Annotated in this window: 22 protein-coding genes, 1 tRNA gene and 1 pseudogene; 13 read left to right on the forward strand and 11 right to left on the reverse strand. The window is 67.8% G+C overall.

Features of this window, described 5'->3' with window-relative positions; translation table 11 throughout:
- Nucleotides 1-12: 12 nt before the first annotated feature.
- Nucleotides 13-906, forward strand: a complete 894-nt coding sequence (locus tag K1X59_RS00100) for a rhomboid family intramembrane serine protease (RefSeq protein ID WP_183151400.1) — start codon at nt 13-15, stop codon at nt 904-906.
- 149 nt (nt 907-1,055) lie between these two features.
- Here the strand turns inward: K1X59_RS00100 and K1X59_RS00105 are convergent, their stop codons facing one another.
- Nucleotides 1,056-1,295 carry a cell division protein CrgA gene (locus tag K1X59_RS00105; RefSeq protein ID WP_183151401.1) on the reverse strand — a complete coding sequence of 80 codons (240 nt, stop codon included), beginning with the start codon at nt 1,293-1,295 and terminating at the stop codon, nt 1,056-1,058.
- Nucleotides 1,296-1,429: 134 nt separating this feature from the next.
- Here K1X59_RS00105 and K1X59_RS00110 point away from each other — a divergent pair, with 134 nt between their 5' ends.
- Genes K1X59_RS00110 through K1X59_RS00120 form a run of 3 tightly spaced genes read left to right on the forward strand, consistent with a single transcriptional unit; the run spans nt 1,430 to nt 3,037 of the window.
- A complete protein-coding gene (locus K1X59_RS00110; RefSeq protein ID WP_183151402.1) occupies nt 1,430-2,224 on the forward strand; it encodes a class E sortase in 795 nt (264 codons plus the stop codon).
- Nucleotides 2,225-2,252: 28 nt separating this feature from the next.
- Nucleotides 2,253-2,408, forward strand: a complete 156-nt coding sequence (locus K1X59_RS00115) for a hypothetical protein (protein WP_183151403.1) — start codon at nt 2,253-2,255, stop codon at nt 2,406-2,408.
- Nucleotides 2,405-3,037 (forward strand): aminodeoxychorismate/anthranilate synthase component II, encoded by a 633-nt coding sequence (locus K1X59_RS00120; protein ID WP_183151404.1) that lies wholly within the window; start codon nt 2,405-2,407, stop codon nt 3,035-3,037. Before K1X59_RS00115 ends, K1X59_RS00120 begins: the two co-directional genes overlap by 4 nt.
- A 29-nt stretch (nt 3,038-3,066) precedes the next feature.
- Here the strand turns inward: K1X59_RS00120 and pknB are convergent, their stop codons facing one another.
- The 7 genes and pseudogenes from pknB to K1X59_RS00155 all read right to left on the reverse strand — a co-directional run bounded on the left by pknB (nt 3,067) and on the right by K1X59_RS00155 (nt 11,914).
- A complete protein-coding gene (pknB, locus tag K1X59_RS00125; RefSeq protein ID WP_183151405.1) occupies nt 3,067-4,758 on the reverse strand; it encodes a Stk1 family PASTA domain-containing Ser/Thr kinase in 1,692 nt (563 codons plus the stop codon).
- Between the two features lie 44 nt (nt 4,759-4,802).
- A pseudogene (locus K1X59_RS00130) lies at nt 4,803-6,538 on the reverse strand (protein kinase).
- Entirely contained in the window at nt 6,535-7,989 is a 1,455-nt protein-coding gene (locus K1X59_RS00135) for a penicillin-binding transpeptidase domain-containing protein (protein ID WP_183151406.1), read from the reverse strand. Before K1X59_RS00135 ends, K1X59_RS00130 begins: the two are co-directional and overlap by 4 nt.
- Nucleotides 7,986-9,371 (reverse strand): FtsW/RodA/SpoVE family cell cycle protein, encoded by a 1,386-nt coding sequence (locus tag K1X59_RS00140; RefSeq protein WP_183151407.1) that lies wholly within the window; start codon nt 9,369-9,371, stop codon nt 7,986-7,988. Before K1X59_RS00140 ends, K1X59_RS00135 begins: the two co-directional genes overlap by 4 nt.
- Nucleotides 9,368-10,669 carry a PP2C family serine/threonine-protein phosphatase gene (locus tag K1X59_RS00145; protein WP_183151408.1) on the reverse strand — a complete coding sequence of 434 codons (1,302 nt, stop codon included), beginning with the start codon at nt 10,667-10,669 and terminating at the stop codon, nt 9,368-9,370. Before K1X59_RS00145 ends, K1X59_RS00140 begins: the two co-directional genes overlap by 4 nt.
- 7 nt (nt 10,670-10,676) lie before the next feature.
- Entirely contained in the window at nt 10,677-11,192 is a 516-nt protein-coding gene (locus tag K1X59_RS00150; RefSeq protein WP_220173805.1) for an FHA domain-containing protein, read from the reverse strand.
- Complete coding sequence (locus K1X59_RS00155; protein ID WP_183151409.1) at nt 11,189-11,914, reverse strand: DUF3662 and FHA domain-containing protein; 726 nt, start codon at nt 11,912-11,914, stop codon at nt 11,189-11,191. Before K1X59_RS00155 ends, K1X59_RS00150 begins: the two co-directional genes overlap by 4 nt.
- 145 nt (nt 11,915-12,059) lie before the next feature.
- On the opposite strand from K1X59_RS00155, the gene K1X59_RS00160 reads away from it, so the two are divergent.
- A tRNA-Leu gene (locus tag K1X59_RS00160) sits at nt 12,060-12,142 on the forward strand.
- A gap of 143 nt (nt 12,143-12,285) precedes the next feature.
- On the opposite strand, the gene K1X59_RS00165 is transcribed toward K1X59_RS00160, so the two are convergent.
- Nucleotides 12,286-12,984, reverse strand: a complete 699-nt coding sequence (locus K1X59_RS00165) for a GntR family transcriptional regulator (RefSeq protein ID WP_183151410.1) — start codon at nt 12,982-12,984, stop codon at nt 12,286-12,288.
- A 183-nt stretch (nt 12,985-13,167) separates the two neighbouring features.
- On the opposite strand from K1X59_RS00165, the gene K1X59_RS00170 reads away from it, so the two are divergent.
- The 8 genes from K1X59_RS00170 (at nt 13,168) to K1X59_RS00205 (ending at nt 20,462) form a co-directional block, all read left to right on the forward strand.
- The gene (locus K1X59_RS00170) at nt 13,168-14,505 is read left to right on the forward strand and encodes a sugar ABC transporter substrate-binding protein (RefSeq protein WP_183151411.1); all 1,338 of its coding nucleotides are present in this window, start codon (nt 13,168-13,170) and stop codon (nt 14,503-14,505) included.
- 33 nt (nt 14,506-14,538) lie between these two features.
- Nucleotides 14,539-15,507 (forward strand): carbohydrate ABC transporter permease, encoded by a 969-nt coding sequence (locus K1X59_RS00175; protein WP_183151412.1) that lies wholly within the window; start codon nt 14,539-14,541, stop codon nt 15,505-15,507.
- The gene (locus K1X59_RS00180; RefSeq protein WP_183151413.1) at nt 15,504-16,337 is read left to right on the forward strand and encodes a carbohydrate ABC transporter permease; all 834 of its coding nucleotides are present in this window, start codon (nt 15,504-15,506) and stop codon (nt 16,335-16,337) included. Before K1X59_RS00175 ends, K1X59_RS00180 begins: the two co-directional genes overlap by 4 nt.
- The gene (locus K1X59_RS00185; protein WP_244632271.1) at nt 16,334-17,083 is read left to right on the forward strand and encodes a glucosamine-6-phosphate deaminase; all 750 of its coding nucleotides are present in this window, start codon (nt 16,334-16,336) and stop codon (nt 17,081-17,083) included. The genes K1X59_RS00180 and K1X59_RS00185 overlap by 4 nt, the downstream gene beginning before the upstream one ends.
- Nucleotides 17,080-17,982, forward strand: coding sequence for an N-acetylglucosamine kinase (locus tag K1X59_RS00190; protein WP_220173806.1), 903 nt, complete (start codon nt 17,080-17,082; stop codon nt 17,980-17,982). Before K1X59_RS00185 ends, K1X59_RS00190 begins: the two co-directional genes overlap by 4 nt.
- 2 nt (nt 17,983-17,984) lie before the next feature.
- Complete coding sequence (locus K1X59_RS00195; protein ID WP_183151416.1) at nt 17,985-18,677, forward strand: N-acetylmannosamine-6-phosphate 2-epimerase; 693 nt, start codon at nt 17,985-17,987, stop codon at nt 18,675-18,677.
- The gene (locus K1X59_RS00200) at nt 18,674-19,684 is read left to right on the forward strand and encodes a Gfo/Idh/MocA family protein (RefSeq protein WP_220173807.1); all 1,011 of its coding nucleotides are present in this window, start codon (nt 18,674-18,676) and stop codon (nt 19,682-19,684) included. Before K1X59_RS00195 ends, K1X59_RS00200 begins: the two co-directional genes overlap by 4 nt.
- A gap of 76 nt (nt 19,685-19,760) precedes the next feature.
- Nucleotides 19,761-20,462, forward strand: a complete 702-nt coding sequence (locus tag K1X59_RS00205; RefSeq protein ID WP_183151418.1) for an O-methyltransferase — start codon at nt 19,761-19,763, stop codon at nt 20,460-20,462.
- Nucleotides 20,463-20,471: 9 nt separating this feature from the next.
- Here the strand turns inward: K1X59_RS00205 and K1X59_RS00210 are convergent, their stop codons facing one another.
- Together K1X59_RS00210 and K1X59_RS00215 are read right to left on the reverse strand one after the other, a co-directional pair.
- The gene (locus tag K1X59_RS00210; protein ID WP_220173808.1) at nt 20,472-21,266 is read right to left on the reverse strand and encodes a GNAT family N-acetyltransferase; all 795 of its coding nucleotides are present in this window, start codon (nt 21,264-21,266) and stop codon (nt 20,472-20,474) included.
- 39 nt (nt 21,267-21,305) lie between these two features.
- Nucleotides 21,306-21,563 (reverse strand): hypothetical protein, encoded by a 258-nt coding sequence (locus K1X59_RS00215; RefSeq protein ID WP_183151420.1) that lies wholly within the window; start codon nt 21,561-21,563, stop codon nt 21,306-21,308.
- Nucleotides 21,564-21,620: the final 57 nt, after the last annotated feature.

A 21,620-nucleotide genomic window follows, 5' to 3' on the forward strand; every position in this document is an offset into this window, starting at 1 on the left:
CGGCCGATCCGGATGACCACGCCTGAGTTCACGAGCAATCGCGAAAACTTCTGCTACCGGCATCCGGATCGGCAGAGCTTCGTGCTCTGCCAGCGGTGCATGCGCACCATCTGCCCCGAGTGTCAGACACAGGCGCCCGTCGGCGTCATCTGTCCGCAGTGCATGAACGCCGAGCGCAAGAACCGTACGCCGGCACAGAAGAAGGCCGCTCGCCGCTGGGGCGGTCGCGGCACCGGGACGATGGCGATGGCCCGGAGCGGAAGGCCCGTCGTCACCTACGCGTTGCTCGCCGTGACGTCGTTCATCGGACTGGTGCAGCTGATCCCGGGGATGAATCAGCCGATCACCCAGGCTCTGGGCTTCTTCGCTCCCTATCTCTACCCGAACCTCTTCGCTCTGCCCTTCGAACCATGGCGTCTGCTCACGGTCCTGTTCGTCCACGGCGGCTTCATCCATCTCGCGCTGAACATGCTCGCCCTGTGGATGCTCGGGCAGAGCCTCGAACCGATGCTCGGTCGTGTCCGCTTCCTGGCGATGTATCTGATCAGCGGCCTCGGCGGGTCGGTGATGGTCGCGCTCCTCGCTCCAGGGTCGTGGACGGTCGGCGCATCCGGCGCGATCTTCGGGCTCTTGGCATCGTTGCTCATCATCGGACGCCACATCGGCGCCAACGTCACGGGGATCCTCGTCATCCTCGGGATCAACTTCGCCTTCGGCCTGTTCGTCGGCGGGATCTCCTGGCAGGCCCACCTGGGCGGCGCGGTCGTCGGCGCCCTGGTCGCCCTCATCTACACCCGGACGAAGCGCCGTGATCAGCGCACCTGGCAGATCGTGTTGCTCGCAGCACTGGTCGTCCTGCTGCTCGTGATCGTCGCCTTCGTTCCGCCCCTGCTCCTTTTGGCCTGATCCGGAGTTGTTAACAGGGTTGTTAACCCCTGTGAATAACACCGGTGTAATTCTCCCCAGGCTGTGGAGAGTCTTGTGGATAACTCTGGCTCCCGCATGAAGAAAGGCCCCTCGCGATGCGAGGGGCCTTTCGAGAAGAAGGAGTGGCGTCAGCGCCAGCGTGTGGTCATCAGGAAGCCGATCAGAGCGATGCCGAGACCGATCGCGAGGTTCCAGTTGTCGAGCCCCGGGATGGGGAACTGCATGCCCGAGATGTAGAACACGAGGATCCAGGCGAGACCGAGGAGCATGAAGCCGATCATCACCGGCTTGAACCAGACGGCGTTGGGAGCTGCTTCGCCTTCGGCGCGCTCGACGGCGGGTTCTTCGGTCTTGTGGTCACGTGCCATGCCGTCATTGTACCCAAGACATCTGTGCCGCGCCGAGAGCCCTCGAGTTCCGGTGCGGCGCATCTCGCACGGGACCCTCGCCGGTCGTAGCGCCGATCCGGTGACTGTTCAGCGACGACGGATATGATCACGGCATGACCGCAACCGTCGTGCCTGGGGGGCGACGCCCGCGACGAGAGCGACCGCGCTCCCGCGCCACTTTCGCGAGCGTGCTCGGCGAGCTCCTGCTCACCGCCGGAGTGATCGTCCTGTTGTTCGTCGCGTGGCAGATGTGGATCGGCGACATCATCATCAGCGCTCAGAAGAACGACGAGGGTGCGGCCATCTCTCAGCAACTGGCTCAGGCAGAAGCACCCGAGCTGCCGCCCGTGGTCGAGGATGACGAGGGAACCCCGACGTACGTCCCACCCGTACCGGCCGCGCCCGCCGATGGAGCGTGGTTCGCACAGATGCACATCCCCCGCTTCGGAGCCGACTACAACTTCGGGATCTATGGCGGCACGAGCCGCGCTCGTACGCTGGACCAGAAGGGGATCGGGGTCTACAAGGGTTCGAAGATGCCCGGCGAGGTCGGCAACTTCTCGATGGCCGGGCACCGCACCACGTGGGGCAAGCCGTTCAATCAGCTCGACAAGCTGCAGTTGGGCGATGCGATCGTCGTCGAGACGCCCGACGGGTGGTACACATACCGGTTCCGGACGCTCGAGTATGTCAAGCCGACTCAGACCGACGTCCTCGCCGATGTCCCGCAGATGCCCGAGCAGCAGACCGGTGAGCAGTACATCACTCTCACGGCCTGCTCGCCGCTGTATTCGCTCGCCGAGCGCATCGTCGCCTACGGGGTCTTCGAGAGCTTCCAGCCGCGCGCAGAGGGACCGCCCAGTGCACTGACCGACCCGCCCCCGCCTCCGGCCGCCCCATCGGTATGACCATGGACGTTCACGAGAGAGAAGACTGATGTACGCCGCACTCTGGCGCCTGCTGCCCGGTCCGTGGTGGCTGCGCGTGCTGATCCTGGTGATCGTCGTCGCTGCCATCCTCTACGGTCTGTTCTGGTACGTCTTCCCGTGGGTGAGTCCGATCATCTCCCCCGGCGAGGTCGACGTCGAATGACCCGCGTGCTCGTGGTCGACAACCACGACAGCTTCGTGCACACGCTCGTCGGCTACCTCCACGAACTCGGAGCGGAGACCGCGATCGTCGAGTCGGACGCCGTGGACGCCGACGAACTCGAGCGCCTGATGCCCTCCCACGATGCCGTACTCCTCTCCCCCGGACCCGGTCGTCCTGCCGACGCCGACGCATCCGTCGCGGCGGTGCGGACCGCGGCACGCCTGCGCACGCCGACTCTCGGCGTCTGCCTGGGCCATCAGACGATCGGCGAAGCCTTCGGTGCGCACGTCGACGAGGCGCCGGAGCTCATGCACGGGATGGTCTCGGCGGTGTCGCACGACGGATCGGCGTTATTCTCGGGCATCCCCTCCCCATTCGAGGCCGGCCGTTACCATTCGCTGGCGCTCGCGGAGGCCGACCTCCCGCCCGGTGTGGTCGCCACGGCGTGGACCGAGAGCGGAACGGTCATGGCGCTCGCCCACCGGGAACTGCCGCTGTGGGGAGTGCAGTTCCACCCCGAGAGTGTGCTCACAGAGGGTGGCTACCGGCTCCTCGCCAATTGGCTCGAGCTGTGCGGCGCGCAGGATGCCGTGGCCCGTGCAGAGAGCCTGCACCCGCTGTCACGCTGACCCGTGTCGCTCCAGCGACGCTCTACGACTCAGCCCCCGGCGCAGTACCGCAGCTCGACAGACGATCCGACCGGGACGTCTCCGGGCGCGACCGACATCGAGTGCACGGTCGTCGGCTCGGTCGCGGGGCAATCCGTCTCCTCGACCGGAACCGGGTTCAATCCGAGATCGGTGAGATTCGTGGTGGCGGCATCGACGGTCCAGCCGACGAGGTTGGTCAGAGTCACCTTGCCGCTCGCGACCTCGACGTTCACGACGGTCCCCGGAGCCACCTCGCTGTCCGCATCCTCGCTGGCGGACATCACGGTTCCCGCTGCCAGGGCCTTGTCGTTGCGCTGGATCACCGTGCCGAGCTCGAGCCCCGCGGTCTTCAGCGCCTTCGTGGCATCGGCGAGGGCCATGCCCTCGATCTTCGGCACCGTGACCGTCTCGACCCCGGACGACACATGGACGGTGACGGTCGACCCTTCCTCTACCGAGACTCCAGCCTCGGGATCGGTGCGGATCACGTTGCCCTCCGCGATGTCCGGGCTGGATTCGATCACGATCTTCGCCGTGAGGTCGAGCTTGGCGAGATCGTCCTGCGCGCGCTCCGAGGAGACGTTCACGAGGTTCGGTACGATGCGTGATGTGCTGGGTACCTCGGGCGGCCGCATGCTGATCGTGACCACCCAGAACAGCACGGACGCCAGCAGCACGGCGAGCAGAGCGACACCGGCCCAGATCCAGGCGACCGGCGGACCCGACTGGGTGCGGGTCATGGTGGTGTCGGTGCTGAGCTGTCGCAGCGACCGCGCCGTCTCCTGAGCCTGCCGCGGGCTCGGCCCGTACAGTTCGCTCGTCAGCGACCCGAGTTCCTTGCGCGTCGGAGCGTTGCCCGCGACGGCGGAGTCGAGGGCGGCGCGGAAGTGCGCGGCGTCGGGGTACCGCTGGTACGGATCCTTCGCGAGTGCCCGCAGCACGATCGGGTCGAGTGCGCCCGGTGCGTTCTCGTTCACCTCGGTCGGCGGGATCGGGGTCTCGCTCACGTGCTGGTATGCGACGGCGACCGGAGACTCACCACGGAAGGGCTGACGGCCGGTGAGCAGCTCGTACAGCACGACGCCGGTGGAGTACAGGTCGGCGCGGGCGTCGACCGGCTCGCCCTTGGCCTGCTCCGGCGAGAAGTAGGCCGCGGTGCCGATGATCTGCGTGGTCTCGGCGACGGTAGACGACGAATCGGACACCGCGCGTGCGATGCCGAAGTCCATCACCTTGACCTGGCCCTTGTCGGTCACCATGACGTTGCCCGGCTTGATGTCGCGGTGCACCACGCCCGCACGGTGCGAGTAGTCGAGGGCTTCGAGGATGCCGTCGACGTAGCGCACCGCATCTTCCACGGGAACCGGACCGTCGGCGATGATCTTCTTGAGGAGGGTTCCCTTGACCAGCTCCATCACGATGTACGGAAGCTCTTCGGAGGAGGCGTCGTTGGTCGAAGGGTCGCCCGCGTCGTACACGCGCACGATCGAGGGATGCGACATGCGCGAGGCCGCCTGGGCTTCCAGCCGGAACCGTGTGCGGAACGCCGTGTCGCGCGCGAGCTCAGGATCGAGGATCTTGATCGCGACCTCGCGGCCGAGAGTCAGGTCGTACCCGCGGTAGACCTTCGCCATGCCGCCATGCCCGATGAGCTCGTCGACGCGGTATCGGCCCGCGATGACTCGTGGCTCTGTGGACACGTACTACCCCCTGGAAACGACTTCGACTGAGCTGGAACTACAGGCTACCCGGCGGTTTCGCCGCCGTCGTCACCCTCGCCGGGGTCGGGCGCGGCGACGATCGGCACCGACAGCGGCGGCGAGGCGGCGGAGGTGCGCTGATCGCCACCGGAGCACATGCCCTGGTACGTGACGATGAGCTGCTGACCCGCCGCGTCGGCGACCTGCACCTGCGTGTTGCGCTGCGTCGGCTGGAAGTTCGGTCCTCCGGAGACGAACGTCCCGTTCTGCAGCGACACGACGTAACCCGAGAGCGTGGTGCCGCTCGGGCACGTGAATCCGGTGCCCCACGCGATGCTCACAGTGCTGCCGGCTACCGGGTCTCCGGTGATCGTCGGCGCATCGGTCGGCGTCGGCAGGGCTGCCCGCGGTGCGTAGACCGTCAGCGCGATCGGCTGCGTGGTCTCGACGTTCCCCGATGGCGCGACGCGGTAGACGGTGCCGACCTTGTCATCGGTGGCGGCGGGGTCGCCGTCGGTGCAGGTGATGTCGCTGTCGAAGCCGGCGCTCTTCAGGGTCGACGTCGCGGTGCCGCAGTCCATCCCGACCAGGTTGAGGGCCGTCACGTCGACGCGGGTCACCTCGGGCGTCGGCGTGTCCGACGGCGTCGGCGACTGCGACGGGGAGCTGGGAGGCGGACTCGTCGGATCAGGATCGTCGCCGCCCTGGTTCGCCAGCATCGCCCACAACGTTCCGCCGAGCACGATCACCAGCAGGGCGATCAGCGCGATCAGCGGCCATGTCCACCGGCTGCGCTTCTTCTTCGGCTCCTCCGCTGCGTCTTCGGTGGAAGCTGCGCGGTGGTGGGGAGGATGCGGGTGGTGCCGTCGTCCCCCGACGCCGTCAGCATCCGCGTCGCGTCGTCGGCGGACGCGACGCCGCCGGATGCGATGGCCGGCACGGCGATCGCCGCGGAGTTCAGGTCACCCCGACGCAGCGCCTGTGCGGCACGCGCCACGGTCGCGGAGGACGAAGGCCGGTCGGCGGGCTTCTTGGCGATCATCGCCATGACGAGGTTCTGGACCGGGATCGGCACGGTCGGCGGCAACGGCGGCGGCTGCTCGTTGATCTGCGCCATCGCGATCGCGACCTGCGACTCGCCCGTGAACGGACGCTTGCCCGCCAGGCACTCGTAGGCGACGATGCCGAGCGAGTAGGTGTCGGTCGCGGGGGAGGCCGGGTGTCCTGACGCCTGCTCGGGCGAGAGGTACTGGACGGTTCCCATGACCTGACCGGTCGCCGTGAGCGGCACCTGGTCGGCGATGCGGGCGATGCCGAAGTCGGTGATCTTCACGCGGCCGTCGGGCGTGATGAGGAGGTTGCCCGGCTTGATGTCGCGGTGCACGAGGCCGGCGGCGTGTGCAGCCTGCAGGGCGGATGCCGTCTGCGCGACGATGTCGAGCGTCTTGTCGGCGCTCAGCGCGCCGTCGCGCTCGAGCACGGTCGAGAGGGCCTCACCGGGCACGAGCTCCATGACGAGGTAGGCGCTGCCGTTCTCCTCGCCGTAGTCGAACACGCTCGCGATGCCCTCGTGGTTGACGAGCGCTGCGTGCCGGGCCTCCGCGCGGAACCGCTCGAGGAACCCGGGGTCCCCCATGTACTCGTCCTTGAGGATCTTGATGGCGACGGTACGTCCGATGACGTGATCCGTCGCCTCCCACACCTCGCCCATGCCACCGATCGCGATACGCGACTGCAGCTCGTAACGACCACCGAACGACACACCCTGCGTCGGCCTCATCTGCCCAGCACCGCCTCTATGACCTTCTTCGCAATCGGAGCGGCGATGGTGTCGCCGCTGCCTGATTGTCCCTGTCCGCCGCCGTCTTCGACGACGACCGCTACTGCGACCGCGGGGTCGTCCGCCGGCGCGAAGCCGGTGAACCACAACGTGTGCGGCCTGTTTCCGTTCTCTGCGGTGCCCGTCTTACCGGCCACGTCGATCCCGTCTATTCTTGCACCCTGCGCCGCGCCCGTAGCGACGCTCGCGACCATGGCCGCGGTGACATCGTTCGCCACATCCGCCTCCATCGCGCGGCCGAACTCGCTGTCCTCGAAGGCCCTGATCACCGAGAGATCGTTGCCGATCACGGCGTCCACCATCCGCGGGTTCATGACCACTCCGTCGTTCGCGAGGCCCGCAGAGACCATGGCCATCTGCAGCGGTGTCGCGGTGACCTGCCCCTGCCCGAATCCGGTCAGGGCGGTCTGCGCATCGTCGAGCGCACGAGGGTAGCTCGAGGCCGTCGACGTCAACGGCGTGTCGAACGACTGGTTGAATCCCAGCTTCTCCGCCATCTCGCGGATCGCGTCGTCGCCGAGCTCGACCGCGAGCTCGGCCATCGGGATGTTGCAGCTGAGACGGATGGCCTCCGCGATCGTGACGGTGGCTCCGGGGCCGCAGGCGCTGCCCCACGCGTTGGACACGCGGTTCGACGAGCCGGGGAGCGTGTACGAGGCGGGGTTCGGGAGCGTCGAGCTCGGTGTCCAGTTGCCGCTGGCGAATGCTGCGGCCGCGACGACGACCTTGAAGGTGGAGCCCGGCGGGTTGAGGTCTCCGGCGATCGCCCGGTTGGACAGCGGCTTTCCGGGGTCGGCGGCGAGCTGATCGTGAGTGGCGTTCGCCGCATCCGCGTCGTGCGTCGCCATCAGGTTCGTGTCGAACCCCGGCGTGGAGACCATGGCGAGGATGCGTCCGGTCTTCGGGTCCATGGCGACGACGGCACCCTGGAGGCCGTCGAGGGCTTCGAAGGCGGCTCGCTGCGCGGCGGTGTCGAGCGACAGTTCGACGCTGTATCCGCGCTGCGGCTGACCCGAGAGGATGCGCTCGATCTCGCCGAGCAGCGCGTTGCTCCCGGTGCCGGAGAGGTCGGCGTTCATCGCCTGCTCGATGCCGGTCCGCGAGTCGAGTGCCGCGTTAAAGTACCCGGTGACCGGCTCCCACATCGCGGCGTCGGTGTAGACCCGCTGGAACTGGTAGCGGTCGTCGCTCGGAACCGAGTTCGCGATGGCGGCGCCGTCGACGATGATCGACCCGCGCTGGATCTCATAGCTGTCGAGCCGGGTGCGCGTGTTGTTGCTGTTCTGGGCGAGGCTGTCGGCCTCGACGACCTGGATCCAGCTGGTCGCCGCGAACAGCGCCACGAACATGAACAGCATCACGATGCTGAGACGACGGAGCTCTCTCGTCATCCGATCACCACCCTCGGCTGGCGGCGTACGCCGTCGGAGATGCGCAGCAGCAGCGCCACGATGAGCCAGTTCGCCACGAGCGAGGAACCACCGGCGGCGAGGAACGGCGTCGTCAGGCCGGTCAGCGGGATCAGACGGGTCACGCCGCCGACCATGATGAACACCTGCAATGCGATCGTGAACGAGAGCCCGGTCGCGAGCAGCTTGCCGAAGTCATCCTGCCCCGCGAGACCGATGCGCATGCCGCGGCTGACGAACACCATGTAGAGACACAGGATCGCGAACAGCCCGATGAGGCCGAGCTCTTCTCCCAAACTGGTGATGATGTAGTCGCTGTGGGCGAGCGGGGTCACCTCGGGGCGACCCTGGCCCCACCCCGTGCCGATGAGTCCGCCGCGGGCGAGGCCGAAGAGGCCCTGCATCGGCTGATAACCGGCGCCGTCGGGGTCGACCTGGTTCGCGTCGAACAGGAACAGCCAGTTGATGAAACGGCCATGGACGTAACTGAGGATCTGCGTCGCCACCGCGACACCCGCGACCACCAGGGTCAAGCCGATCAGCACCCAGCTCGTCTTGCCGGTCGCGACGTACAGCATCGCGACGAACATGCCGAAGATCAGGGTTCCCGTGCCGAGGTCGCGCTGGAACACGATGATGCCGAGGGAGATGATCCAGACGACCAGCACGGGGCCGAGCTCGCGCATCCGCGGCCACGTGATGCCGAGCACCCGCTTGCCGACCGAGGTGAGGCTTTCGCGGGTGCGCACCAGGTAGCCGGCGAAGAATATCGCGAGGCAGATCTTCGCGAGCTCGCCCGGCTGGAAGGCGAAGACCCCGCCGAGAGACACCCAGACGGCTGCGTTCGCGTCTGCGATGCGCAGACCGGGCACGAACGGCAGCAGCAGCAGGAGGATTCCGGCGAGGCCGAAGATGTACGTGTAGCGGAAGAGGATCCGGTAGTTGCGGAGCAGGATGACGACCGCGATCGCACCCGCGAGGGAGATCGCCGTCCAGGCGAGCTGCTTCGTGGAGTATGCATCCCACCCGGTGTTCTCATACGCGATGTCGATGCGGTAGATCATCGCGATACCGAGGCCGGTGAGCAGGGTGGCGATCGGCACCACGAACGGATCGGCGTCGGCGGCGACGAAGCGCAGCACGATGTGCAGGGCGAAGGCGAGCGCGGCGAGGCCTCCGCCGATCGCGAGGATCATCGGGTCGATGACTCCGAGCGCACCCAGCTGCACGAGGGTGAGCGCCGCGCCGCTGATCGCACACGCGAACAGCAGGAGCCAGAACTCGCGGTTGCGCTGCGTCTGGGGCAGACGCAGACGCTTCAGTGCCTTGATGACGGTGGTGTCCGCCTGGAGGTCGGTGCTCATCCCTCACCGCCTGCGGGCGTGTCGGTCGGGGTCGGCAGCGGCGTCGGAAGCGGGGTGGGGATCGCGTTCGCATCGGCACCCGCACGCAGCCGGTCGACGATCGCCATCGCGTCGGACAGCGAGCGTGCGGTGATGGTGCGCTCGACCGACGCACGCTGATACGGCGGGAGGTTCGCCAGCAGGATGTCGGTGTCTTCGACCGGTGTCGACAGGGTGATCGGGCCGATGTTCTGCTGCACGCCCTGGAAGATCACGACGCTGTCGTCGTCGGCGCCGATGAAGTAGCGCGTCTGCGTCCAGCTGTAGGCGGCGAAGGCGGCGACCGCCAGCATCGCGACGACCACCAGCGCGCCCGCGATCCAGCCGAGACGCCGCCGCTTCGCACGACGACGGTCTTCTTCGATGAGCTCTTCGAGGTATTCGGGCGCTGGTTCGAAGTGACTCGGCTCGTTCGCAGCCTGACGCACCGGGTGCAGCCAGTTGCCGCGCGGCGGGCGCACCGGCGGCACATACACGCCGTCGGGGTTCGAGGCCGAGCCGACGATGGTCGGTGTGCCGGAGTGGATCGGATGCTGTCCGCCGACATCGACCAGGACGATCGTGACGTTGTCGGGGGCGCCCCCGTCGAGCGCCTGCTTGAGGAGGTTGTCTGCCGTGCGACCGGGAGCGAGACCGAGCTGCATGGCCTTGAGGATGTGAGGCTCGTCGACCACGCCGGACAGACCGTCGGAGCACAGCAGCCACCGGTCGCCCGGCTGGGTGTGCATGACGAACATGTCGAGCTCGGGGTCGGAGTCCATATCGCTGAGCACGCGCATGAGCACGGACCGGCGGGGGTGGTATCTCGCCTCTTCCGGGGTGATGCGCCCCGAGTCGACGAGCCGCTGCACGAAGGTGTGGTCTGCCGTGATCTGCGTGAGCGCGTCGTCGCGGTACAGGTAGATGCGGGAGTCTCCGATATGGCCGATGACCGCATACTCGTCGACCATGATGATCGCGCTGACGGTGGTGCCGAGGCCGGCGAGCTCCGGGCGATCCTTGGCCGCGCGGATGAGGTCGCCCGCAGCGGTGGTCGCCGCCGCCTGCAACGACGCCTGAGCGTCTTCGGTCGAGGCGTACGCCTGGTCGAGGGGCTCCAACCGCTGGATCGCGATGCTCGAGGCGACGTCTCCGCCGGCGTGGCCGCCCATGCCGTCGGCGACGACGAACAGGTTCGCTCCGGAGTAGCCGGAATCCTGGTTGTTGGAGCGGACCTTCCCGGTATGGGAGATCGCGACGCTCGAGCCCTCGAAGACCATGCCGGGGTCAGGCTCGCAGCTCGAAGGTCGTGGCGCCCACCTTTATGGGGGTTCCGAGCGAGAGGGACACAGGCGAGGAGCCGACGCGCTGGCCCGCGACGAAGGTGCCGTTCGTGGAGTCGAGATCCTGGATGGCCCAGGCATCGCCGCGCAGCATCAGGCGCGCGTGGTGACTGGACGTGTAGTCGTCGCGGATCACGAGGGCGGACTCGCTCGAACGGCCGATCGTGAGCGAATCGGCGCTGAGCGGGAGTTCCAGGCCGGCTTTCGGGCCCGAGGTGATCACGAGGCGCTTGGCCGTCGCGACGGTCGCGGGTCCCGTGGAGGGACGGGAGGAGGCCGGCTTCGCGGCGGGGGCGGGCGTCGGCGCCGGCGCAGGCGCTCCCGCTGTGGCCTCGGCCGGAAGCTTGCGCACGCGCACACCGAAGAGGTCGGCGCGCAGCGAGTACACGACACCGAACACGAAGAACCACATCAGGACGAGGAACCCGATGCGGAGCAGGAGGAGGATCAGCTCACTCAACCGAGGCCTCCGAACGCGCGGGTGGCGTCGTCGCCACGTGGGGCGGGGCGCGAAGGTGCGGCCACCGGGACGATGCGGAACACCAGCTCGGTACGGCCGATGGTGATCGTGGTGTCGCTGGGGAGCGCGGCTTCGCGGAGCTTCTGCCCGTTGACCTTGGTGCCGTTGGTGGATCCGAGGTCGCGCATCATGGCGCGCTCGCCGTCCCACAGGATCTCGACGTGCTTGCGGCTCGATCCGGCGTCGGCGATCGTGATGTCGGCATCCGTCCCCCGACCGATCACGGTGCGGGCGCGGGTGATCGAGTGGCGGCGACCGTCGACGTCGACGACGGCCTGCCAGCTGACGCGACCTTCCACCGTGCCGGAGTTCACGCGCACGGTTCCCGTCGCGACCTTCTCGTCGGCCTCGAGCGTGATCGAGAGGGGGCCGGCGAAGCTGTAGCCCTGGGCCTTGGCGTGGGTGGTCATGAGAGCGAGCAGTTCATCGGTGAGAGCGCCGCCGAGGCCGCGCATCCGCTCCGCGTCGTCGGTACTCAGACGCACCACATAGCTGTTGGGCGCGATGATGCGGTCGCGGCTCACGACCGCGGCCTTCGTGTCGGCTTCGCGGCGGAGCGCAGAGGCGATCTCCACCGGCTGTATGCCGCTGCGGAAGGTCTTCGCGAACGCGCTGTTCACTGCGCGCTCGAGACCCTTCTCAAAGCTGTCAAGTAGTCCCACTGGGCTCCTCTGGCATGCCGACCGGTAGACACATCGTAGTCAGGTGACCTGGGGGAACGCCGCCGATCGGCGTTCGGGGGTGTGCAACGGGGGGTGAAATCGCGTGATATCCTCGGGAAGTTGAGTTCTTCGGAACGAGACACTCGCGCGAGTGGCGGAATGGTAGACGCGCTGGCTTCAGGTGCCAGTGTCCGTAAGGACGTGGGGGTTCAAGTCCCCCCTCGCGCACACGAAGGCTGAATTCGTTTCAGCCTCGAGTGCTCCTCAAGGAAAAGTGCCGGTCAGAAGATGCTTCTGACCGGCTCTTCCGTTTTCTCGACGTCATGCGCTCGCGGGAGCGATCACCGGGGGAGCTCTGCCGCGGCTTCTCGTCAGGAGTCTTCGGGCTCGATCAGGAGTTCGTAGAGGTCGCCACGGTAGATCGAGCGGGTGATCTCGGCGACCCTGCCGTCGCCCAGACTGCCTCGGGCGACGACGCGGAGGCACGGCTGGTCGAGCGTGATCCCGAGCAGCTCCGCTTCGCGCGCGGTCGGCAGCACAGCGGCCACCCGTGACGAAGCGCGGGTGAGGTGCACGTCGTACCGCCGGCGGAGGATCTCGTACAGCGACCCGGTGAGATCGTTGCCCAGCAGGTTCGGGAAGAGCGCGGCAGGAAGAAGCGAGCGGTCGATGCTCAGAGGCGTGTCATCACCGAACCGCAGGCGCTCGACCGTGTAGACCGATGCGGTCCCCTCCAGCCCGAAGTCCGCGGCGACCTCCGGGAGAGCCGGGGCGATGCCAGCGGAAAGGACCTCCGCACGGGCCGTCCGCCCCGCCGCGCGCATGGAATCGGTGAACGAGGCCAGAGTCATGCGCTTGGTCAGAGCCGGCTCGGCGACGAAGGTGCCCTTGCCCCGGATGCCGACGATCCTCTTCGCGTGGGCGAGCGCCTCGAGCGCCCGTCGCACCGTCATCGAGGAGACGTTGAACCGCGCCGCGAGCTGCTGCTCGGTGGGCAGCTGATCGCCTGCGCGCATCTGCGCGATCTCCGCGGAGAGCTCTTTCATCACGAGCTCGTACTTCGCAGCCACATCCCCTCCTTTCGCGTGAGAGCCAGCACCATAACTATCACGCATCGGCCGTCGGATCCGGTCCGGTGCGTGATTGCGGATGTTCGACGGACGGTGTAACTTCCTTGTAACCCTAGGGTGCTACTTCTACCCTATGGTATTCAAGACCCCACCCGAATGCACCACTTTCCAACGGAGGATCCCATGAGCGCTGCAACACCCGCCCGCTCGCGTGCACCACGGCTCGCCGTCCGCATCGGCGCCGGTTTCGTCGGTCTCGCGACGGCTACCGGAAGCATCACCGCCTGCGCACCGTCCGGCTCGGACGGAGACGGCGACGGCAGCGGCGTGACGATCAACGTCCTCGCCGAAGACATCTCCTACACCGACAACTGGAAGGAGCTGCTCCCCGACTTCGAGGAGCAGACCGGCATCAAGGTCAACATCGAGACGGTGCCGTACAGCGACCAGGCCGCCAAGATCCTGCTGAACTTCAGCCAGAAATCCAGCGACTACGACGTCGTCTTCACGGACAACACGTACGGCACCGGCTACTTCGAGTCCGGCTACATCGACGACCTGTCCGAGTACGAATCCGACTTCGTCGCGCTCGACGACTTCTACCAGCCGTACCTCGCCCCCATGCAGAAGGACGATGCCACGTTCGGCCTTCCCGTCTACGGCGAGAGCACCTGGCTGATGTACCGCACCGATCTCTTCGAGGAGTACGGCATCGACGGGCCGCCCACCACCATGGACGACCTGGAAGCGGCAGCGAAGACCATCAGCGAGGGATCGGGCGGCGAGGTCGCAGGCATCACCCTCCGCGGAGCCCCGGGCATCCAGAGCGTGTACCCGTGGGCGGGGTTCCTCCGCGCCTTCGGCGGCGACTTCTACGACGGGGACACCCTGGCCGTCGACTCGCCCGAGGCCGTCGAAGCGACCCAGTTCTGGGCTGACCTGCTCAAGGAGTACGGCCCCTCCGGTGTCGGCAACTTCGACTGGGAGCAGAACCGCATCGCCTTCACGCAGGGCACCGCCGCGATGACCATCGACGCCACCGCCAACGGTCCCTTCAACGAAGACACCGAGGCCAGCGTCATCGCGGGCAAGGTCGGGTACGCACCGATCCCGTACGCCATCTCCGACCCGCCCACCAGCGGCAACACCGACAACTCCCTCAACGTCCACGCGCTGTACCTCAGCTCCTTCTCCCAGAAGAAGGACGCGGCCTACCAGTTCATGACCTGGGCGACGAGCGAGGAAGTGCAGAACAACGCCGTCGAGACCACCGAGGCCGTGGGGGTCACCCTCGACTCCGTCCTGGAGAGCCCCGCCTACGACGAGAAGTACGGGCCGTTCAAGGACGCGCTCCTCGGGCAGCTGGCCACCGGAAACGTCGACTACCTCCCCGCAGGCACCGACGCCAACGCCATCATCACCGAGGTCGGCCAGGCGCTGTCGCGGACCCTGGCGGGAGAAGCGGACGCGAAGGACGCGTTGACCGCCGCTCAGAAAGCACTCGAGACTCAGCTCGGCTGAGACCACGGACGCCGGAACGGAAGAAGAAAGACGATGACCAAGCTCCTGACGCCCCCACGTCCCGATGCGGAAACCAGAGTCGACGACCCTCCGTTCCGGCGTCCACCTCGCCGGAAGGCCCTCCGGCCCAGGCTCGCGCAAGCGAGCCTCGCACTCCCCGCACTCATCGTGATCGTCCCTCTGCTGGTGATCATCATCATGCAGGGCGCCAACCTCGTCACCCACGCCGAGAACCTCCTCCGCCCCGGCAGCGAGGAGATCTTCGTCGGGTGGGACAACTTCACCAGGGCGCTGTCGGACCCGACGCTTCTCGGCTCCATCCGGGTCACCCTCGTCTACGTCGTCGCGGCCGTCGCCATCGAACTCGTCCTCGGTGTGTCCATCGCCCTCGCCCTGCACGGACGCATCCCGGGCAAGGGCGTGCTCCGCGCCCTCATCCTGATCCCGATGGTGCTGACTCCCGTCGTCGCCGGGCTCATGTGGCGCCTGCTCATGGACCCCACTTCGGGCTTCATCAACTGGTTCCTCGACGCCGTCGGCATCGGCGGTCATGCGTTCCTCGCCGACCCGGCCACTGCGCTCGCCGCCGTGATCCTCGTCGAGGTCTGGCAGAACACGCCTTTCGTCGTGATCATCGTGCTCGCCGGCCTCGAGTCGCTCGACCCGTCTCCGTTCGAGGCCGCGCAGCTCGACGGCGCGGGAGGATTCCGCCTGCTCTGGAACGTCACCCTGCCGATGCTCGCTCCCGTGTTGTCGATCGTCGTGCTCCTTCGCGTCATCGATGCCGTCAAGACGTTCGCCATCGTCAACACCATGACGAAGGGCGGACCAGGCACATCGACCCTCGCCATCAGCAACTACGTCTACCGCCTCGGTTTCGAGACCTTCGACATCGGGTATGCGACGACCGTGGGCGCCCTCGTCTCCCTGGTCGTCCTGGTCGTCCTGTTCCCCACTGCCACGCGCCTCATGGGCCTGCGAATCTGGAAGGCACGCCGATGAAAACGCGCCGCAACATCCTGCACACCCTCCGCGTCGTCGCGGTCTACGTCTTCGTCATCTGGTGCATCCTTCCGGTCGTCTGGCTGGTCAGCACGTCTCTCAAGAGCGACGTCGACGCGTTCAGTCGTGAGCCGGTCTGGTTCTTCGTCCCCCAGTTCGGCAGCTACGTCAGCGCCTGGGTCGACGGCGGGATGGGGCAGGCCATGGTCGTCAGCGCCGTCGTCGCCATCATCAGCAGCGTCGTCGGCATCGTCGTCGGGTTGCCCCTCGCGTACCTGACGACCCAGGTGTGGCCGCCGGAGTCCGCGTGGTCCGCGCGCGTGACGCTCGCGATCCTCCTGCTGACGACGGTTCCCCCGGTGCTCACGCTGACGCCGTTCTATCGGGCGTTCTTCGGGATCGGGCTGACCGGCAACCCGGTGGGGCTCACGATCGTGCACTCCTTCTACGCGATCCTTCTCGCCGTGCTGATCTTCCGCTCGTTCCTCGTCGCCTTCCCGCGCGAGATCCGTGAGGCGGCGATGATCGACGGCCTGGGCGAGTGGCGCACCCTGTTCCGGTGCGTGCTCCCGAACGTCTGGGGCGCCGCGTTCGCGACGTTCGTGCTCGCGCTCATCCAGTCGTGGAACGAGTTCCTGTACGCCCTCGTCCTGACCAGCGGCGACAGCCAGACGGTTCCCGTGACCATCGCGGGCTTCCTGAGCTTCTTCGGCACCAACTGGGCCCGACTCACCGCCGCCGGCGTCATCGGTGCGCTGCCCATCGTCATCTTCGCGATCATCGTCCGCAAGCACATGGCCCGCGGCCTCTCGTTCGGAGGGGTCAAGTGACCGGCATCACCGTGCGGAAGTCCGTGGCTGCGACGCACCGGACGGCCACGGCGGCGGCATCGGCAGCGGTCGATGTCATCGAAGCGTTCCTGCACTCCGGCGGCCTGCGCACTCTGGGAGTCGCGACGGGCTCATCTCCCGGCCCCGTCTATCGAGAGATGGCCCGACGTCAGCTGGACCTGTCGGAGGTGACGCTGTTCGCGCTGGATGAGTACATCGGGCTGCCGGACGGTCACGAGGAGAGCTATCGCACCGTCGTCGAACGGGAGGTCGCCCACCCCCTCCGCGTCCCCCCGACGCGTGTGCACCTGCCGGACGGCGCCGAGCCCGCCGCCTACGACGAACTCATCGCGGCCAACGGCGGCATCGACCTGCAGATCCTGGGAGTAGGGAGGAACGGTCACATCGGATTCAACGAACCGGGCTCGTCGTTCGACTCCCTCACGCGGGTGGTCGACCTCGACGAGTCGACGCGCGAAGCGAACGCCCGCTTCTTCGGCTCCCTCGCCGAAGTCCCCCACCGCAGCGTGACCCAGGGAATCCGCACCATCCTGAATGCGCGCAGAATCGTCGTCGTCGCCTCGGGGGTCGACAAGGCGGCAGCGGTCGCTGCGGCGATCGACGGACCGCGCACCGAGGCGATGCCCGCGAGCGTCCTCCGCGACCACGCGGACGTCACGTGGTTCCTCGACGAGGGTGCCGCCTCGCAGCTCCGGCCTCCCGCGCGGGACGGGGGCGACGCATGAACGGCACCCTCGCCATCGACGTCGGGCAGACCGGGTTCCGCATGCGGGGTGACGAGGGCGAGGTCGTCGGCTTCTCCCTCGGCGTCACGGCACTCACGAGCGAAGAGCACGTCCGTTCGCTCGCGCAGCGCATCGCCGCTCACGTCCCGGAGGGCACGCAGGCCGAGCACGTGGGCGTCGGGTTGTCCGGCTTCGTCGACGGCTCAGACGCTCCGCACGCCCTCGCGGCACATCTGAAGGAAGCGCTCGGCGCCCGCAGCGTGGTGGTCGCGGCAGACGCCGTCACCGCGCTCCTCGGCACGGTCGGCGCGCGCCCTGGCACCGTCGTGATCTGTGGAACCGGGGTCGCTGCGCTCGGTATCGACACCGGTGCCTCGCCGCGGCGCATCGACGCTCGCGGTTACCTGCTCGGCGACGTCGGCAGCGGGTTCTGGATCGGTCAACGCGGTCTTCAGGCAGCTCTCGATGCTCTCGAAGGGCGCGGAGAACCCACAGCGCTCGCCGGCCGCAGCAAGCGTCTCGGCACCCCGGCGGACATCTATCTCCAGGCCATGGGCTCGGTCCCGCCCCCGAAGTTCGTCGCGGAGTTCGCCCCTGACGTGATCCGAGCAGCGGCCGAAGGCGACTCCGTCGCGCACGACATCGTCAGAGCCGCCGCCGCCGAACTCGCTCAGACCATCCGCGCCGCCCGGATCTCCGATGGGCCCATCGGGTTGACCGGCGGCCTGGTGCGCGCTCCCCTGTTCGTCGAAGAAGTCCGCGCAGCGCTGGGCCTCATCGGTCTGCCGATCGACGACGTCCTCGTTCGAGCCGATGCCGCCCTCGAAGGTGCGCGCGTCATCGCCGAAGACGTATCTATCCGACCGGCGTTCGCCGGTCTCATCGCAGTGAAGGAGTAAGAATGCTCGACCTCGAGACGCTTCGTGGACGCCTCATCGTGTCCTGTCAGGCGCCGGACGGGTCGCCGTTGCGCGACCCGGGAATCATCGCCGCGATCGCCGAGGCGGCCGTGCTCGCGGGCGCGGGCGCTGTACGCATCAACAGCGCCGAGCACGTGGCGGCCGTCCGCGAACGTGTCACCGTCCCCATCATCGGTCTGGAGAAGGTCGTCACGGACGGGTTCCAGTGGATCACCCCCACCGTCGACAGGGCCAAGGCCCTCCTCGACGCCGGCGCCGACATCATCGCCGTCGATGCGACGTTGCGCGCTCGCGGCGAGCACCCGGGCGTCGACACCCTCCTTCCGGCTGTTCGCGAGCTCGGCGCGGCCGTCATGGCGGACATCGACAGCTTCGAGGCCGGCGCGCACGCGGGTGAGCTCGGCGCCGACCTGGTCGGTACGACGCTGTCCGGCTACACCAGCGTGCCGCAGAACCGCGGCGGCGATCCCGACATCGAGCTCGTCGCCCGACTCGCCACCCGCCCGACCCCGGTCATCGCGGAGGGGCGCATCAAATCACCCGAGGAGCTTCGGGCAGCGTTCGAGGCCGGAGCTTTCGCGGTCGTCGTCGGAACATCCATCACCGAGCCGATGGCGCTGACCAAGCGCTACCTGGCTGCAGTACCCACGCTCACGAAGGGAGCATCCGCATGACCACCAACATCGCCGTCGTCGGCGCCGGCCGCATGGGCCAGGTCCACTGCCGAATCGTCGCCGAGAACCCGAGGGCGACACTGGCCGCCGTGGTCGACCCGTTCGAGGACAGCGGTCGCCGCGTCGCCACGCAGTACGGAGCGCCGTGGTTCCCCACGCTCAGCGCCGCCCGTGAGGCTGTCGCTCTGGACGGCGTGGTGATCGCAGTCCCCGACAAGCTGCACGTCGGCGTCACCGTGGAGGCCATCGAGGCAGGACTCCACGTCCTCGTCGAGAAACCCCTCGCCGACACGCTCGAAGGTGCTCGCACCATCGCGGACGCCGCGGCGAAGGCGACAGCATCCAAAGTCCTCGTCGGACACGTGCTGCGCCACGATCCTCGGTTCCGGTCGGCGGCGAAGACCGTGGCCGCGGGGACGGTCGGCGACCCCGTCCACTTCCGCGCGGCGCGGATCGTCCCCCGCAGCGTCGGGTTCGCGAACAACGGGGCGTCCCCGATCTACATGTATCAGGGCATCCACGACATCGACCTCGTGCAGTGGATCTCCGGGAGCCCAATCGTGCGCGTCTCGGCCACCACCGCCGCGAAGGTCCTCCCCGCGGCCGGCAAGGAGGGCGTGGACGTCGCCCTGATCCTCGCCGAGCTCGAGAACGGTGCCGTGGGCACGATCGAGATCTCCTGGGTGCTCCCTGATTCCACTCCGAGCGGCCTCGCCTCGCAGTTCGATCTGTACGGCACCGACGGGAACATCAAGGTGGATGTCACGGCCGAAGGCATCTCGCTCGACACGCTCGACGAGTTCCGGCTCCCCAACACGATGCTCGACCCGGAACTCGACGGACGGCTGGAGGGAGTCGTGCCGCAGCAGTTCGACTACTTCCTGCAGATGGTCGAGTTCGATCTCCCCAGCCGCATCGGCATCGAGGAAGCGGTGTCTGCGGCGCGAGTGCTCGACGCCATCGACGACTCGCTTCGCACGCGCACCTGGGCGGAAGTGAGCCGCTGACCCCCGCGGCGGGCCTTCCGAATCGGGAGGCCCGCCACGCGCCAGCACGTCCGAGCGCGGGTGAAAGAATGGCATCATGAGCGACCAGCACGAGCCTCCCGAGAACCGCTACGCATCCGCTCCGGCCTGGCGCGCTGTCGATTCCTACTTCGCCGCCGCACTCGTGGACGAGGATGCCGCATTGGTGGAGGCACGCGAGTCGGGGGCGCGCACGACCATGCCGAACGCAGAGGTCGCCGCGAATCAGGGCGCACTGCTCGGCCTCCTGGCGCAGATCTCCGGCTCGCAGCGCGTGCTCGAGTTCGGTACGCTCGCTGGCTACTCCACGGTCTGGTTGGCGCGTGCCGTCGGCGCCGGCGGCCATGTCGTCACTTTCGAACTCGAAGAGCAGAACGCCGCCATCGCACGCGAGAACCTGGAGCGCGCAGGAGTCGCCGACCGGGTGGATGTGGTGGTGGGTCCGGCCGCGGACTCCGCCCAGAGGCTGATCGACCAGCAGGTCGAGCCGTTCGATCTGGTCTTCATCGATGCCGACAAGCCGAGCAATCCGATCTACCTCGCCGCGGCGCTCGAGCTGACGGCGCCGGGTGCGGTGATCGTCATCGACAATGTGGTGCGCGACGGCGCCGTCGCCGATGCGAACAGCAGCGACCCGCGTGTGCAGGGGGTGCGTGCAGTGATCGATGCGATCGCCGCGAACCCGCACCTCGATGCGACGGCGCTGCAGACGGTGGGCGAGAAGGGGTGGGACGGCCTCATCATCGTGCACCGTCGGTAGTGCGGGGACTCAGCCCAGCGGACCCTCGAGAACCGTGAGCACGTCGGCCTCGTCGAACCCGAAGGATCGATTGAGCGCGAGCATCGGCGCGTTCCCCGGCTCGGTGTGGGTCTGCAGGATCCGCGAGGCGGCGCTCTCCGGCACGGTCATGAGCTGACGGAGATTGGCGACCTTCATCGCGCGACCGATCCCTCGACCTCGAGCCCGCTCCTCGACGAAGGTGTCGTCCTGATACACGATCTCGGGATCGGCTCTGGACAGCAGGATCTCGGTGTATCCGACCGCGTCTCCGTGTTCGCGCGCCAGACTCCGCACGAGCGTGTAGCCCTGAGCCGACATGCGCTGCTCGTTGCGACGCACCGCCTCGACGTCGGCGGTCTCCAGGGTGCGGGTCAGCTCTCCTGTCGGTACCTCAGCGGACATCCGTGATCGCAGTCGAGCCCAGTCGTCGAGCGCGTCGTCAGGACACCGACCGGACCAGGAGAGCACCTCGACACCTGCGGGTGCTCCGGCTCCTTCCGCAAGCCTGCTCTCCGGCACCGGAAGCTCGACGATCTGACGGATCTCGCGGGTGCCGACGTCGAGCCCCGCTGATCGGGCGAACGAGACTCCGGCTTCGGTGGAGGTCTCGGCGCGCATGACCGTGGCAGCGCCATGCAGCGCGGACCGCACGGCTTCGAGCAACGCTCGACCGACTCCGTGACGCCGGCAGTCTTCGCGGACGGCGATCTCGACGTCCGCGGGCTCCCCCGGGTGCACATGAGCCTCGGCGGCGCCGACCGCGACTCCGGCGACCTCGGCCATCAGCAGGACGGAGACACGTGTCGGATGCGGGTGGAGGGACTAGGACGTGCGGGCGGTGAGTTCGCCCAGGTCGCGCACCCCGCGCGCGTCGAGGTAGCGGCGGATCACGTCGGTCACCAGTCGGATCTGCGCCTCGTTGCCCATGGCCGCCTGCATCGCGCCCATCGTCGGCGCCGGCTTGCCGTCCACACGCTCGAGTGCTTCCCACACGATGTCCTCACGGGAGCCACGGCCCATCGCGTGCGGCATCGAGCTGAAGACGGGGCTGGGTGTCCAGCCGGATCGGGTCTCATCCATGGTGGTTCCTCTTGTGGGGGTCTCTTCGACCCTAGCAAGTTATTTTGAGTCATTCAA

Source organism: Microbacterium sp. Se5.02b (genome assembly GCF_019464375.1).
Lineage (GTDB): Bacteria > Actinomycetota > Actinomycetes > Actinomycetales > Microbacteriaceae > Microbacterium.

What these genes read in the sequence shown, in the direction of transcription:
- K1X59_RS00100 (WP_183151400.1), top strand. Translation starts at nt 13, where the DNA reads ATGACCACGCCTGAGTTCACGAGCAATCGCGAAAACTTCTGCTACCGG.
- K1X59_RS00105 (WP_183151401.1), bottom strand. Translation starts at nt 1,295, where the DNA reads ATGGCACGTGACCACAAGACCGAAGAACCCGCCGTCGAGCGCGCCGAA.
- K1X59_RS00110 (WP_183151402.1), top strand. Translation starts at nt 1,430, where the DNA reads ATGACCGCAACCGTCGTGCCTGGGGGGCGACGCCCGCGACGAGAGCGA.
- K1X59_RS00115 (WP_183151403.1), top strand. Translation starts at nt 2,253, where the DNA reads ATGTACGCCGCACTCTGGCGCCTGCTGCCCGGTCCGTGGTGGCTGCGC.
- K1X59_RS00120 (WP_183151404.1), top strand. Translation starts at nt 2,405, where the DNA reads ATGACCCGCGTGCTCGTGGTCGACAACCACGACAGCTTCGTGCACACG.
- K1X59_RS00135 (WP_183151406.1), bottom strand. Translation starts at nt 7,989, where the DNA reads ATGACGAGAGAGCTCCGTCGTCTCAGCATCGTGATGCTGTTCATGTTC.
- K1X59_RS00140 (WP_183151407.1), bottom strand. Translation starts at nt 9,371, where the DNA reads ATGAGCACCGACCTCCAGGCGGACACCACCGTCATCAAGGCACTGAAG.
- K1X59_RS00145 (WP_183151408.1), bottom strand. Translation starts at nt 10,669, where the DNA reads ATGGTCTTCGAGGGCTCGAGCGTCGCGATCTCCCATACCGGGAAGGTC.
- K1X59_RS00170 (WP_183151411.1), top strand. Translation starts at nt 13,168, where the DNA reads ATGAGCGCTGCAACACCCGCCCGCTCGCGTGCACCACGGCTCGCCGTC.
- K1X59_RS00175 (WP_183151412.1), top strand. Translation starts at nt 14,539, where the DNA reads ATGACCAAGCTCCTGACGCCCCCACGTCCCGATGCGGAAACCAGAGTC.
- K1X59_RS00180 (WP_183151413.1), top strand. Translation starts at nt 15,504, where the DNA reads ATGAAAACGCGCCGCAACATCCTGCACACCCTCCGCGTCGTCGCGGTC.
- K1X59_RS00190 (WP_220173806.1), top strand. Translation starts at nt 17,080, where the DNA reads ATGAACGGCACCCTCGCCATCGACGTCGGGCAGACCGGGTTCCGCATG.
- K1X59_RS00195 (WP_183151416.1), top strand. Translation starts at nt 17,985, where the DNA reads ATGCTCGACCTCGAGACGCTTCGTGGACGCCTCATCGTGTCCTGTCAG.
- K1X59_RS00200 (WP_220173807.1), top strand. Translation starts at nt 18,674, where the DNA reads ATGACCACCAACATCGCCGTCGTCGGCGCCGGCCGCATGGGCCAGGTC.
- K1X59_RS00205 (WP_183151418.1), top strand. Translation starts at nt 19,761, where the DNA reads ATGAGCGACCAGCACGAGCCTCCCGAGAACCGCTACGCATCCGCTCCG.
- K1X59_RS00210 (WP_220173808.1), bottom strand. Translation starts at nt 21,266, where the DNA reads ATGGCCGAGGTCGCCGGAGTCGCGGTCGGCGCCGCCGAGGCTCATGTG.
- K1X59_RS00215 (WP_183151420.1), bottom strand. Translation starts at nt 21,563, where the DNA reads ATGGATGAGACCCGATCCGGCTGGACACCCAGCCCCGTCTTCAGCTCG.